The sequence below is a fragment of the Phycobacter sedimenti genome (genome assembly GCF_038148855.1).
Lineage (GTDB): Bacteria > Pseudomonadota > Alphaproteobacteria > Rhodobacterales > Rhodobacteraceae > Phycobacter > Phycobacter sedimenti.
This window is the reverse complement of sequence record NZ_JBBVGR010000002.1, coordinates 514,450-528,307: the sequence shown is the minus strand read 5'-3', so window position 1 is coordinate 528,307 and position 13,858 is coordinate 514,450. Positions and strand designations below refer to the sequence as shown.

General features: G+C 61.4%; 13 protein-coding genes. 5 read left to right on the top strand and 8 right to left on the bottom strand.

What is annotated here, in order from left to right; translation table 11 throughout:
• The first annotated feature begins 98 nt into the window (after positions 1–98).
• From AADA15_RS05605 to AADA15_RS05590, 4 genes are all read left to right on the top strand, one after another.
• A complete protein-coding gene (locus AADA15_RS05605; protein ID WP_341640556.1) occupies positions 99–1,922 on the top strand; it encodes a DUF294 nucleotidyltransferase-like domain-containing protein in 1,824 nt (607 codons plus the stop codon).
• Between the two features lie 26 nt (positions 1,923–1,948).
• Positions 1,949–2,467 carry a hypothetical protein gene (locus tag AADA15_RS05600; protein WP_341640555.1) on the top strand — a complete coding sequence of 173 codons (519 nt, stop codon included), beginning with the start codon at positions 1,949–1,951 and terminating at the stop codon, positions 2,465–2,467.
• Complete coding sequence (locus tag AADA15_RS05595; protein ID WP_341640554.1) at positions 2,467–3,888, top strand: 3'-5' exonuclease; 1,422 nt, start codon at positions 2,467–2,469, stop codon at positions 3,886–3,888. The genes AADA15_RS05600 and AADA15_RS05595 overlap by 1 nt, the downstream gene beginning before the upstream one ends.
• A 61-nt stretch (positions 3,889–3,949) precedes the next feature.
• Positions 3,950–4,450, top strand: a complete 501-nt coding sequence (locus tag AADA15_RS05590; protein WP_341640553.1) for a flavin reductase family protein — start codon at positions 3,950–3,952, stop codon at positions 4,448–4,450.
• 77 nt (positions 4,451–4,527) lie between these two features.
• On the opposite strand, the gene AADA15_RS05585 is transcribed toward AADA15_RS05590, so the two are convergent.
• From AADA15_RS05585 to AADA15_RS05555, 7 genes are all read right to left on the bottom strand, one after another.
• The gene (locus tag AADA15_RS05585; protein WP_341640552.1) at positions 4,528–5,514 is read right to left on the bottom strand and encodes an ABC transporter substrate-binding protein; all 987 of its coding nucleotides are present in this window, start codon (positions 5,512–5,514) and stop codon (positions 4,528–4,530) included.
• 222 nt (positions 5,515–5,736) lie between these two features.
• On the bottom strand, positions 5,737–6,582 hold the full coding sequence (locus AADA15_RS05580) for an ABC transporter permease (protein WP_341640551.1): 846 nt from the start codon (positions 6,580–6,582) through the stop codon (positions 5,737–5,739).
• On the bottom strand, positions 6,579–7,496 hold the full coding sequence (locus AADA15_RS05575; RefSeq protein WP_341640550.1) for an ABC transporter permease: 918 nt from the start codon (positions 7,494–7,496) through the stop codon (positions 6,579–6,581). Before AADA15_RS05575 ends, AADA15_RS05580 begins: the two co-directional genes overlap by 4 nt.
• Positions 7,497–7,595: 99 nt before the next feature.
• Complete coding sequence (locus AADA15_RS05570; RefSeq protein WP_341640549.1) at positions 7,596–8,405, bottom strand: ABC transporter ATP-binding protein; 810 nt, start codon at positions 8,403–8,405, stop codon at positions 7,596–7,598.
• A 68-nt stretch (positions 8,406–8,473) separates the two neighbouring features.
• Complete coding sequence (hydA, locus tag AADA15_RS05565) at positions 8,474–9,928, bottom strand: dihydropyrimidinase (protein ID WP_341640548.1); 1,455 nt, start codon at positions 9,926–9,928, stop codon at positions 8,474–8,476.
• 40 nt (positions 9,929–9,968) lie between these two features.
• Complete coding sequence (locus AADA15_RS05560; RefSeq protein WP_341640547.1) at positions 9,969–10,289, bottom strand: hypothetical protein; 321 nt, start codon at positions 10,287–10,289, stop codon at positions 9,969–9,971.
• Between the two features lie 39 nt (positions 10,290–10,328).
• Positions 10,329–11,579, bottom strand: coding sequence for a Zn-dependent hydrolase (locus AADA15_RS05555; protein WP_341640546.1), 1,251 nt, complete (start codon positions 11,577–11,579; stop codon positions 10,329–10,331).
• Positions 11,580–11,858: 279 nt separating this feature from the next.
• Between AADA15_RS05555 and AADA15_RS05550 the strand changes: the two genes are divergently transcribed.
• Complete coding sequence (locus AADA15_RS05550) at positions 11,859–12,470, top strand: TetR family transcriptional regulator C-terminal domain-containing protein (protein ID WP_341640545.1); 612 nt, start codon at positions 11,859–11,861, stop codon at positions 12,468–12,470.
• An 81-nt stretch (positions 12,471–12,551) separates the two neighbouring features.
• Here the strand turns inward: AADA15_RS05550 and preA are convergent, their stop codons facing one another.
• Positions 12,552–13,856, bottom strand: coding sequence for an NAD-dependent dihydropyrimidine dehydrogenase subunit PreA (gene preA, locus AADA15_RS05545; protein ID WP_341640544.1), 1,305 nt, complete (start codon positions 13,854–13,856; stop codon positions 12,552–12,554).
• Positions 13,857–13,858: the final 2 nt, after the last annotated feature.

Below are 13,858 nucleotides of genomic sequence, written 5' to 3'. Positions count from 1 at the left end.
TCCCTTGATTTCTGGCCCGCCCTCTTTTCCTCACCATCCTGTCCGGGCACACTCGGGCAGGATGACTTTTATCCCGGCTTTGCAGACAGGCTATTCCCATGCCCCTTTCCCCCGACGGTCTGATCCAGTTCCTGAAGACGGTGCACCCCTATGACAGCCTTGATGCGGCGCGCCTTGCGGCGCTGGCGCCCAGGTTCGAGGTGATCCACGCCGCGCCAGGGGATGAGATTTATGCCCTTGGGGCGCCGATGAATGGTCTTTACCTTGTGCATCACGGCGAGGTGGAGGTCTTTGACGAGAACGGCATGACCGTTTCCATTCTGGGACCGCGCAATTCCTTTGGCGAGCGGGGCCTTACCCGTGATGGCATTGCCGTCACCACCGCCTTTGCCAGCGCAGAGAGCGCGCTTCTGCTGCTGCCCCGTGCCGATTTCGATGCGCTGATGCAGGCCGAACCGAAGGTGGCGCGCTTCTTTGACCGCCGTCGCCCGGACGGACCCGCGCAGAACAGCCTCGCGACCCGCCGCGTTGCGGATTTCATGGCGACGCCCCCGGTCACCTGCTCCAGCGGTCTGACCTGCCAGGGCGCGGCGCAATTGATGCGGGACCATCACATTTCCTCGGTCTGCATCACCCATGGCGATACCCTCGAAGGGATCCTCACCAACCGCGATCTGACGGAAAAGGTGCTGGCAGAAGGGCTGCCGATTTCAACGCCCGTGGCGCGGATCATGACCCGCGATCCCCTTACGCTGCCCTCTTCCGCCATCGCATCGGACGTGCTGCATGCGATGATGGAGCACCGGATTGGCCATGTGCCGGTGGTGGATGCGGGGCGCCTGGCGGGAATCGTGACGCAAACCGACCTCACCCGCCTGCAGGCCATGAGCTCGGCCGAGATGATCGCCGAGATCGCCAATGCGCCGGACGCCGGCACCATGGCCCGTGTCACCGCGCGCATTCCCGCGCTGCTGTTGCAGCTGGTGGCCGCCGGCAACCGGCACGAGGTGGTGACCCGCCTCATCACCGATATTGCCGACGCCGCCACCCGTCGCCTGCTGGCGCTGGCCGAGGACCGCCTTGGCCGGCCGCCTGTGCCCTACCTGTGGCTGGCCTGCGGATCACAGGGGCGGCAGGAACAGACAGGGGTCTCGGATCAGGACAACTGCCTGATGATCGCTGACGAGATGCAGGAGGCTGACGCTGCCTATTTCGAAGCCCTCGCCCGGTTTGTCTGCGATGGGCTCAACACCTGCGGCTATGTCTATTGCCCCGGTGACATGATGGCGAGCAATCCGCGCTGGCGCCAGCCCATGCGCGTCTGGCGACAGTATTTCGAAGGCTGGATCAAGACCCCGGATCCCATGGCGCAGATGCTGGCCTCGGTGATGTTCGACCTGCGTCCCATCGGCGGAAACGCCTCCCTGTTCACCGGGCTGCAGGATGAGGTGCTCAAGGCGGCAAGCTCCAATTCCATCTTTGTCGCGCATATGATTTCCAATTCGCTGAAACACACGCCGCCGCTGGGGCTCTTGCGCGGGATCGCCACCATCCGTTCGGGCGAACATCGCAACACGCTGGATCTGAAACACAACGGCGTGGTGCCGGTGGTGGATCTGGGGCGGATCTATGCCCTGCAAGCGCAGCTTACCCCGGTCAACACCCGCGCGCGGCTGGAGGCGGCAGCCGAGACATCCGCCCTCAGCCCTTCGGGTGCGCGGGATCTCATGGATGCCTATGACCTGATTGCCGAAACCCGGCTGAAGCATCAGGCTGGCCAGATCCGCAAGGGCGAGGCGCCCGACAACTTTCTGGCCCCATCGGATCTGTCGGACTTTGAGCGAAGTCATCTGCGCGACGCCTTTGTCGTGGTAAAGACAATGCAATCGGCGCTTGGCCATGGCAAAGGGATGATGGGCTGACCCCGGCAGCACAAGAGGACCACAAGATGTTTCTGGAACTGATCGCAACAATATTTGCAGGCTTTGCCGTGGCAGGAGTCGTGATGCTGATCGGCCGGGCCAGTGGCGGGCGGCTGCCCAAATGGCTGGCCCCTGTGGCCGCGGGCCTCGCGATGATCGCAGTCACAATCTCTTCGGAGTACGGCTGGTATGAGCGCACCCGCGCCGCGCTGCCCGAGGGCGTTCTCGTGGCCGAAACCGGCGAGAACAGAAGCCTCTACCGGCCTTGGACCTATGCTGTGCCGTTTGTCGAACGCTTTGCAGCCATTGAAACAGCAACCGCAAAGAGCCACCCTGACCTGCCCGGCCACTACATCACAGAGGTCTATTTCTTCGGCCGCTGGGCCCCGGTCAGCAGCCTGCCCGTGCGGCTGGACTGCACGAGGTGGCGCCGTGCTGTCGTCGCCTCTGACGCGGCGCTGGGGGCGGGCGATGACAGCGGGATTGAGTGGATCTTTCCGCCCGAGGATGACGGTTTGCTGGCGACCTTCTGCGGAGCGGTCTGATGCTGGCACGTCTCAGCCTGCGGATCCGCGTCTTCCTGTTCTTCTGCCTGATCGCAGCCGCCTGCATCAGCGGCGTCTGGGCAGCGCTGTGGATCGGCTACGGACGTGCGGGCAATCCTGCCCTGCTTGATGCCTTCGTCTTTGTCGGCGCGCTCAGCCTCTTCGCCATCCTCGGCGTTTGCGCCGGGATTTGGCTGTTGTTCGATGAAAACGTCGCCAAGCCGATCGAAAGGCTGGCAGCGGGTCTGCGCGCCCGTGCCCATGGCGGTGTGACATCCGACCTTGACCAACAGGCCGCGCGCTATCTTGGCGATCTGGCTCCCGCCGCGTCGAGCCTTGTGGGCAAACTGGGGCAGGCAAACCTGAACTCCGCCGAAGCCATCGCCCGCGAAACGGCCCGGCTGGAGGCCGAGAAGGCGCGCCTGACGACCCTTTTGTCAGAGGTGCCCGTCGCCACGGTCATGGTCGGCCCCGATCACCGGATTGTCCTTTACGACGCCCAGGCCGCAGCGGTCCTGTCGCAGATCGCGCCCACACGCCTTGGCGCCGTTCTTGGCGATTATCTGGAGGCCGACGCGCTGAAGACCGCGCATCACAAGATGATCCGGTCCGGCAAGGAGGTCAGCGCCCGCATCACCGGTAGCGACGGGCGGCAAACCTACGGGTTGCGGCTCAAACCGCTGGGCGATGCGCCCGGCTATGTGGTGATCTTTGACAGCGCCGAGGCAGACATCCCGCCCGAGGCGGCCCGCCCTTTGGTCTATGACTTTGGTCTGCTCAACCCGGTCACCCAGCAGATCGAGAACCGGCCCCTGTCCGATCTGACCTTTGCGGTGTTTGACACCGAAACCACCGGGCTATTGCCGCACAAGGATCATGTGGTGCAGCTTGGCGCACTGCGCGTTCTGCGCGGTCGCATCATCGATGGTGAGGCCCTGAATCTTCTGGTCGATCCCGGCAGCCCGATCCCGGCCGCCTCGACCAGGGTGCACGGGATCACCGACGCAATGGTCAAGGGCGCGCCAGACATTGCAGAGGTTTCCCGCAGCTTCCACCATTTCTGCCGCGATGCGGTGATCGTCGCCCATAACGCACCCTTCGACATGGCCTTTCTGCGGCGGGAGGCAAAGCGTCTGAACCTTGCCTGGGATCACCCGGTTCTGGATACGGTGCTGCTGAGCGCGGTTCTGTTCGGCGCCTCGGTGCCGCATACGCTGGATGCGCTGTGCGAACGGCTGGATGTGACCATCCCCACCGCCCTGCGCCACACCGCCCTGGGCGATGCGCGCGCCACCGCCGAGGTTCTGTGCCGGATGCTGCCCATGCTGGAGGCCCGCGGATTTGCCACCCTGGGCGACGTCATCGCGCAGACCCGCGCCCATGGCCGCCTGCTGGAAGACCTGAACCCGGTGGACAAATAAACTGGCCCGTGGCAGGTCGGGGCCTAGATCTGACGGATCACTCAGACGAAGGGCGCGCACCATGCCAGACACCACCTTGATTCCGGGCTCTGATACGCAGCGGGCCTATCGCGACGCATTGGGCTGTTTTGCGACCGGAGTCACCGTGATCACCACTTTGACAGACAAAGGGCCGCTGGCCTTCACCGCCAACAGCTTTTCGTCGGTCTCGATGGAGCCGCCCCTGTTGATGTGGTGCCCGGCACGCACGTCCCTGCGCCATGACGCCTTTGTTTGCGCACAGCACTATTCGATCCATGTTCTGGCCGAGGATCAGCTGGATCTTGCCATCCATTTTGCCCGCTGCGGCGATGATTTTGACGCAGCCCCGTGGACGGCCAACGCTCATGGAACGCCGCTTCTGGACGGGGTTCTGGCGCGCTTTGACTGCAAGGCCCATGCCAGCCACCCCGCCGGGGATCACACCATCGTCCTGGGCGAAGTGCAGCGTTTTGCCACCCGCCCCGGCAAGGGGCTGATCTTCAAACAGGGGCTTTACGGCGGGTTCCTGGAACAGAGCTGACCCTGCCGCTGTTCAGACATGAAAAAGCCCGCCCCTGAAGCATCAGGGACGGGCCGGAAATCTGATAGGCGATCAGCTTACTTCAGCGCTGCATCGGTGATGGCATGGGTCCAGGCGCCTTCCGGAGCCTTGGTGATCACCGGCGAAGACCCACCGGTCAGCAGCGTCTGAACGGTACGCTCGTAGTCAGCGACATCCAGCGCGCCATTGCTGCCTGCGGTCAGCTTGGCGATCTCGCTCATCATGCGCTTCTGGTGCTCTTCTGTCTGGGCGCCCGAAGCGTCATTGTCCAGAACGATCCCGGCGGCTTCATCCGGGTTGGCCTCGGCGTATTTCCAGCCCTTCATCGAAGCGCGCACGAAACGCTCCATCTTGTCGGCAAAGGCTGCATCGCTCAGCTTGTCTTCCAGCACGTAAAGACCGTCTTCCAGCGTCGCAACGCCCTGGTCTTCGTACTTGAAGGTCACCAGTTCATCCGCCGCGACGCCCGCGTCCAGAACCTGCCAATACTCGTTGTAGGTCATGGTGGAGATGCAGTCCGCCTGACGCTGCAGCAGCGGGTCAACGTTGAAGCCCTGCTTCAGAACCTCGACGCCCATCTCACCCTTGCCTTCGGTGGAGATGCCCAGCTTGCTCATCCAGCTCATGAACGGGAATTCATTGCCGAAGAACCAGACCCCCAGGGTGCGGTCTGCCAGATCCTTGGGCTCTGCAATGCCGGTGTCTTTCCAGCAGGTCAGCATCATGCCCGAAGATTTGAAGGGCTGAGCGATATTGACCAGTGGCAGGCCCTTTTCGCGGGCCGCCAGCGCGGCCGGCATCCATTCGACGGTCACGTCCGCGCCGCCACCTGCGATCACCTGGGTCGGGGCAATATCGGGGCCGCCGGGCAGGATGGTGACGTTCAGGTCTTCTTCTTCGTAAAAGCCCTTGTCGAGCGCCACGTAGTAGCCAGCGAACTGTGCCTGTGTCACCCATTTGAGCTGCAGCTTGACGTCGTCCGCTGCCTGAGCGGCTCCGGCGGCACCAAGGGCCAGCGCGGCGGCTGTCAGAATGTGTTTCATTGGTAGGTTCTCCCTGTTGGTTATGGTTGCAGCTTGCGCGAATTTGACCATTTGTTCAAAGAATTTTATTGCGCCATTGGCTGGCTTTTTGTCGGTCTGCGCAAGCTTTGGGCGATGGTCTGGCCGTTCCTTCATGGCCCATTTGGGCGTGAGAAAACCGGGCCATGGCCCTTTGGTCTCATCGCCCCGAAGGCTGTGTCCGGGGCGATGAAATTTCGGCTGTCACCCCCGCTGCGAAGGGTGCCAGAAGGTCAGCGATTTCTCGATCAGGGCGATCACGCCGTAAAAGGCCGATCCCGCGAGGGCCGCGACCAGGATTTCGGCCCAGACCATGTCCAGCGCCAGCTGGCCGACGCTGGTCGAGATCCGAAAGCCCATTCCCACGGTGGGCGAGCCAAAGAACTCCGCCACGATCGCACCAACCAGCGCGAGTGTGGTCGAGATCTTCAAACCGTTGAAGATAAACGGCAGGGCCGCAGGCAGACGCAGCTTGAAGAAGCTCTGCCAATAGCTGGCCGCATAGGTGCGCATCAGGTCGCGCTGCATCGCAGAGGTCTCGCTCAGCCCCGCAACCGTGTTCACCAGCATTGGGAAGAACACCATGACCACGACAACGGCCGCCTTGGACTGCCAGTCAAAGCCGAACCACATCACCAGGATGGGCGCGGTGCCGACGATAGGCAGGGCCGCCACGAAATTGCCCACGGGCAAAAGGCCCCGGCGCAGGAAATCGCTGCGGTCCACCGCAACGGCCATGGCCAGAGCGGCAACGCAGCCCATGATATAGCCCGACAGCGCCCCCTTGATGAAGGTCTGTGCAAAGTCCTGCCACAGGATCGGCAGCGAGGTGGCAAAGCGTTCGGCAATCATACTCGGTGCCGGCAGGATCACCATGGAGACCTCAAGCCCGCGCACAAGCAGTTCCCAGACAATCAGGATAGTGACGCCGAATACCAGCGGCACAGCCAGTTTGACGGCCCGCGTCTTGGCCGCGGGGCTGTTCGCGAGGCGGCTGTTGATCCACCAGCCCCCGATCCAGACCAGAGCGGCAATACCAACTTCAATCATGCGCTCATCCCCATACGTTTGAGAACCAGACGTTCAATCATCCCCAGAAGCGCCACCAGAAGCGCCGCCAGGATGGCCGCTGCAAACAGAGCCGACCAGATCTGCACCGTCTGCCCGTAATAACTGCCCGCCAGAAGCCGCGCACCAAGGCCCGACACCGCGCCGGTCGGCAGCTCGCCCACGATGGCTCCCACCAGGGAGGCGGCGATACCGATCTTGAGCGAGGCAAATAGATAGGGCAGCGAGGACGGCAGCCGCAGCTTCCAGAACCCCTGCGCGGTGGACGCGTTATAGGTCTTGAGGAGATCCAGCTGCATGTGATCCGGGCTGCGCAGCCCCTTTACCATGCCCACAACAACCGGGAAGAAGCTGAGATAGGCCGAGATGATCGCCTTTGGCAGGATCCCCTGCACCCCGATGGAATAGAGCACCACGATGATCATCGGCGCCAGCGCGATGATCGGGATGGTCTGGCTGACGATGGCCCAGGGCATCACCGACATATCCATCACCTTGGAATGCACGATTCCCACCGCCAGCAGGATGCCGAGGCCGGTGCCGATGGCAAAACCAAGAAGCGTTGCGGAAAGCGTTACCTGCCCATGGTAGATCAGGCTGCGTTTTGAGGTGATCTTTTTCATCACCGTGGTTTCCCACAGCTCTATTGCAACCTGATGCGGCGCGGGCAGACGCGGGCGGTCCTGCGCCCAGGTGTCCGCGATGGCAAAGGAGTTCGTGGCCACAAGCCCAAAGGTGCCCATGTCGCGGCGCTCCTTGGCGGTGGCGGGGGTGACGGTGGCCCCTGCACGCTCGGCCTGATCAAGAACGCCCTTGATGTTCATCGGAACGCAGGCGGCATACCAGAAGGCGATGATGGCACCGACAACCGTAAGAACGGCGAGGATGTTCTTCATGACAACACCCTCCCGATCTGGCAGCAAAGCGGTGCACTGGGGGTGCACGGGGGGTGCACGGATGTCACCCCTCCGGTTGGACAGGTTCTACGACGCGGATCAGTCATCGCTGTGCCCCGCGCGCAGACCCTCGCGCACCCGGTGCGCGATGTCGATGAACTCCTGACTGTCGCGTATATCGAGAGGGCGTTCCTTTGGCAGGGTGCTTTCGATCACATCGGTGATCCGGCCCGGGCGCGGCGACATCACCACGATCTTGGTGCTGAGGTACACCGCCTCGGGGATGGAGTGGGTGACGAAACCGATGGTCTTGTCCGTACGCGCCCAAAGCTTCAGAAGCTGCTCGTTGAGGTGATCGCGCACGATCTCATCCAGGGCTCCAAAGGGTTCGTCCATCAACAGGATATCGGCATCAAAGGCCAGCGCGCGGGCGATACTGGCCCGCTGCTGCATGCCGCCCGACAGCTGCCAGGGATATTTACCGCCAAACCCGGAAAGTTCTACAAGGTCAAGAACTTGCGCGACGCGCTTGTCTTGCTCTTCGCGGGAATAGCCCATGATCTCAAGCGGCAGTTTGATGTTCTTGGCAATGGTGCGCCAGGGGTACAGCCCCGCCGCCTGAAACACATAGCCATAGGCCCGCTTCTGGCGCGCCTCGTCGGGCGTCATGCCGTTCACGGTGATGGATCCGCTGGTCGGGTGTTCCAGCGCCGCCATCACCCGCAGGAAGGTCGTCTTGCCGCAGCCCGAGGGGCCGATGAAGCTGACGAAATCGCCCTTGTTGATGGTAAGATTCACATCCTTCAGCGCCTGCACCGGACCATCGTTGGTCTCGAACACCAGGTTCAGATCGCGCGCTTCTACGACGGCCTGGGGGGAACTGGCCTGGGGTGTCGTTTCATTTGTCATGTCATTGCCTTAGTCGGACGAAGGACGGCCCGCCGCACCGGGCGGCCCGCCTTCGGATGATCGCCAGATTACACGCCGGTTGCCGGAATGCCGGTCCGCTCCACCGGGCGGGGGGCGGTCAGTTCCTTCCAGGTCGAAAGCGCCTTGTTCACGGTGGTATTTGCCTCACGCTCGACAAATTTACCATGGCCTTCCTGGGTGCGGATTTCACCGTCATGCACCGCCACATGGCCGCGGGTCAGGGTAAAGCGCGGCAGGCCCTTGACCTCATGCCCTTCAAAGACGTTGTAATCGATCGACGACTGCTGCGAAGAAGCCGAGATCGTCTTGCTCTTCTCCGGATCCCAGACCACCAGGTCCGCATCGGCGCCGACCAGGACCGCACCTTTTTTCGGATAGCAATTCAGGATCTTGGCAATGTTTGTTGAGGTGACTGCGACGAACTCGTTGGGCGTCAGTCGGCCGGTGTTCACACCATGCGTCCAGAGCATCGGCATGCGGTCCTCAAGGCCACCCGTGCCGTTGGGGATCTTGGTGAAGTCGCCCACCCCATAGCGTTTCTGATCGGTGGTAAAGGCGCAGTGATCCGTCGCCACAACCGACAGCGACCCCGACTGCAGACCATTCCAAAGGCTGTTCTGATGCTGCTTGTTGCGGAACGGCGGCGACATAACGCGGCGGGCAGCGTGGTCCCAATCCTGGTTGAAGTATTCGCTTTCGTCGAGGGTCAGGTGCTGGATCAGCGGCTCACCCCAGACGCGCTTGCCCTGCATGCGGGCCCGGCGGATCGCCTCGTGGCTTTCCTCGCAGGAGGTGTGCACCACGTAAAGCGGCACCCCCGCCATATCGGCGATCATGATGGCACGGTTGGTGGCTTCGCCTTCGACCTGCGGCGGGCGAGAATAGGCATGCGCCTCGGGACCATTGTTGCCCTCGGCCAGCAGCTTGGCGCTGAGCTCGGCCACCACATCACCGTTTTCGGCGTGCACCATGGCAATGCCGCCCAGTTCAGCCAGACGCTGGAAGCTGGCATACAGCTCGTCGTCATTGACCATCAGTGCACCCTTGTAGGCCATGAAGTGCTTGAAGGTGTTGATGCCGCGGGTCTCGATCACGGTCTTGATGTCATCAAAGACCTGCTCGCCCCACCAGGTGACCGCCATATGGAAGGAGTAGTCGCAGTTGGCGCGGGTGGATTTGTTGTCCCAGCGTTTCAGCGCATCCAGCAGGCTTTCGCCGGGGTTGGGCAGGGCAAAGTCAACAACCATGGTCGTGCCGCCCGCCAGAGCAGCGCGGGTACCGCTTTCGAAATCATCCGAAGAATAGGTGCCCATGAAAGGCATTTCCAGATGGGTATGCGGATCAATCCCGCCCGGCATCACATAGCAGCCGGTCGCGTCAAGCTCTTCGTCGCCCTTGAGGTTTGCACCGATCTCGGTGATGACGCCGCCTTCGATCAGAACATCCGCCTTGTAGGTCAGGTCTGCGGTCACGATCGTGCCGTTCTTGATGACTTTACTCATGTCTGTTAACTCCCTGTTTTCTTGTTGTATTCGGTCTGCCTCAGACGGAACTGAAGCAGCCGATTGCATGTCCATGTACGCCGATGTCCAGCGGCCCGAAGACGGATTCCACACAGAGCGAGAAATACCCCGCAAGCGGCAAAAAGATGACCCGGTAGTCGCCATTCGCCCACGTGACGGCCCAGCACTCCTGTGTCAGCCCGCCCGAGAAATTCACGGTGACTTCCTGGGGCTCACAAAGCGCTGCGCGAAAGGCCTGAAGGGTCGCAAGGGACACCTCGCTGGAGACGTTGAACTCGGCCATCTCCGTCTCGATCAGATGCGTGATCCGATCGGGGATGGAGAGGCCGGAACCGATCACCGGATCGCGGGCTCCAGAAACACCGGAACACACATCAACTTATTCAACGATTTCAGCTGTTTCGACGACGGCGTGAAACAGGACATTCGCCCCGGCTTCGGCCCATTCCTTGCTGATCTCTTCGGCTTCATTGTGGCTTAGCCCATCGACACAGGGGCACATGACCATGGCGGTCGGTGCCACGCGGTTGATCCAGCACGCATCATGGCCGGCACCGGAAATGATGTCGAGATGCGAATAGCCAAGCCGCTCGGCCGCGCTGCGCACGGCTGCCACGCAGGCGTCGTCGAATTTCACCGGGTCGAAACCGCCAACCTTTTCGAATTCGATTTCAACGCCCATCGCATCGGCGATCTCCTGCCCCTTTTCGCGCAGGCGGTTTTCCATGTCCTCGATCACCTCCAGCTCGGGGCTGCGGAAATCGACGGTAAAAACCACTTTGCCTGGGATCACGTTGCGCGAATTCGGATAGACATCGATATGACCGGCCGCCCCGACCGCATGCGGGGCATGGGACCAGGCGATTTCATCCACCGCATCCAGGATCCGCGCCATGGCGAGCCCCGCATTGCGGCGCATCGGCATCGGGGTCGATCCAGTATGGGCGTCTTTGCCGGTGATGGTAACTTGCGTCCAGCTGAGGCCCTGACCGTGCGTGACCACACCGATATCCTTGCCTTCAGCCTCAAGAATCGGGCCCTGTTCAATGTGAAGCTCAAAGAAGGCATGCATCTTGCGCGCGCCAACTTCCTCATCGCCGCGCCAGCCGATCCGCTTCAGCTCATCGCCGAATTTCTTGCCATCCGCATCTACGCGATCATAGGCCCACTCTTGCGTATGGATGCCCGCAAAGACGCCCGAAGACAGCATGGCTGGCGCATAGCGCGTCCCTTCCTCGTTGGTGAAGTTCGTCACCACGATGGGGTGTTTTGTCTTGATATTCATGTCGTTAAGCGAGCGGATTAATTCCAGCCCGCCCAGCACTCCGAGGATCCCGTCGTATTTGCCACCCGTGGGCTGAGTATCAAGGTGCGAGCCCACATAGACCGGCAAAGCATCCGGGTCAGTCCCTTCGCGACGCGCAAACATATTGCCCATCTGATCAAGCCCCATGGTGCAGCCCGCGTCCTCGCACCATTTCCGGAACAGAGCGCGTCCCTCTGCATCCTCGTCCGTCAGCGTCTGGCGATTGTTGCCGCCCGCAACGCCCGGGCCGATCTTGGCCATGTCCATGAGACTGTCCCACAGCCGATCGCCGTTGATCTTCAAGTTCTGTCCAAGCGACGTCATCGCAGCTTCCTTCCTGTTCATCCCGCACATGTTGCAGGTTATTATTGAGCTTTGCGCCCTATTGGTGGCTTTGAAGCGTTGACCCAAACCCGTACCCCGTCCACGATTTTCGATGCAGGACCGGATTTGACCAACTGGTCAAAGTCAAGCTACCATGCGGGTACAGTCAGTCAAGAAATTGCGACATGAAGGCTGCGAAAACGCTTGGTTTACAGGTGAAATGTGTGAAATACAGGCGTTCTGCAAACGCCGCGACAGTCAAGGACAAAAAACGCCCTCATGCCCAAGGACAGATCCCCGACTCGCATTCAGAAAAAGAATCGCGCCGCCATTCTGGAGGCTGCTCTGGAGGTATTCTCCGCGCACGGGTTTCGCGGGGCAACGGTCGATCAAATCGCCAGTGAAGCAGGTCTTTCAAAGCCAAACCTGCTTTACTACTTCCCCTCGAAAGAAGCCATTTTCACAGCGCTTTTGTCCGAACTCCTGGACACCTGGCTGGACCCTTTGCGCGCCCTTGACCCTGAGGGGGAGCCACTGGAGGAAATGCTCGCCTATGTGCAGCGCAAGCTTCAGATGAGCCAGGATTTTCCGCGTGAAAGCCGCCTGTTCGCAAATGAAATCGTGCAGGGTGCCCCCCGGATGCTGGAAGCGCTATCGACTGACCTCAAGGATCTGGTCGAGGAGAAAGCCGCAGTCATCGACGGCTGGATGGGCGCGGGAAGACTGAAACCAAGCCACTCGAAACACCTGATCTTTTCGATCTGGTCCCTGACGCAGCACTATGCGGATTTTGATGTGCAGGTGCGCACGCTGATGGGGGACGAAGATCCATTCGACGCGGCACCCGAGTTTCTTGAAACCTTCTATCGACGGATGCTGACCCCCACCTGAGTTTCATTCCATCGACACAGCAAAGGCGCCCCAACCCGGAGCGCCTTTTTTACATTTTATTAACACCTTGCGCTGCGTAGCTTACTCAGCTGCCGTCGCAGATGGATTGTTCGGATGGGTCGTCCAGTTGGCATATTCGCCGGAAACCACCTTGCCGGTGCGCAGATCCACCTGGCCTGCGGGCACCTCTTCCATGGTGATGCAGCCTTCGACCGGGCAGACGTTGACGCACAGGTTGCAGGCTACGCATTCCTCATCTTTCACGGTAAAGGTGCGATCCTCGCTCATGGCGATGGCCTGGTGAGAGGTGTCTTCGCAAGCGGCATAGCAACGACCGCATTTGATGCAGTCATCCTGGTTGATCTTGGCCTTGGCGACATAGTTCAGATCCAGATACTGCCAGTCGGTCACATTCGGAACCGCCATGCCGATGAAGTCCTGGGTCGAGGTGTAGCCCTTCTCATCCATCCAGTTGGACAGGCCCGAGATCATCTCTTTCACCACGTTGAAGCCATAGGTCATCGCGGCGGTGCAGACCTGTACGTTGCCCGCACCAAGCGCCATGAATTCCGCCGCGTCCTTCCAGGTGGTGACGCCGCCGATCGCAGAGATAGGCAGGCCATGGGTCTGCGGGTCGCGGGCAATTTCGGCCACCATGTTCATGGCAATCGGCTTCACTGCCGGGCCGCAATAGCCACCGTGAGTTCCCTTGCCACCGATGGTTGGCTCGGGCGCCATGCTGTCGAGATCGACCGAGACGATGGAGTTGATCGTGTTGATCAGGCTGACCGCGTCGCCGCCGCCCGCCTTGGCCGCGCGCGCCGGGAAGCGCACATCAGTGATGTTCGGTGTCAGCTTCACGATCACGGGCTTGGAATAGTATTTCTTGCACCATTCGGTGACCATCTGGATATATTCCGGCACCTGCCCCACGGCAGAGCCCATGCCGCGCTCGGCCATGCCATGCGGGCAGCCGAAGTTCAGCTCGATCCCGTCGGCGCCGGTGGCTTCGACCTTGGGCAGGATTGCCTTCCAGGCCTCTTCCTCGCAGGGCACCATGATGGAAACGATCACCGCGCGGTCCGGGTAGTCCTTCTTGACGCGGGTGATTTCCTCGAGGTTGGTCTCAAGGCTGCGGTCGGTGATCAGCTCGATGTTGTTGAGCCCCAACAGGCGACGGTCCGCCCCCCAGATCGCGCCGTAGCGCGGCCCGTTGACGTTGACCACGGGCGGGCCTTCGGAGCCGAGGGTCTTCCAGACCACACCGCCCCAACCAGCCTCGAAGGCACGGCGCACGTTGTACTCCTTGTCCGTGGGCGGCGCCGAGGCCAGCCAGAACGGGTTCGGGGATTTAATCCCCAGAAATTCAGTTGTCAGATCAGCCATTT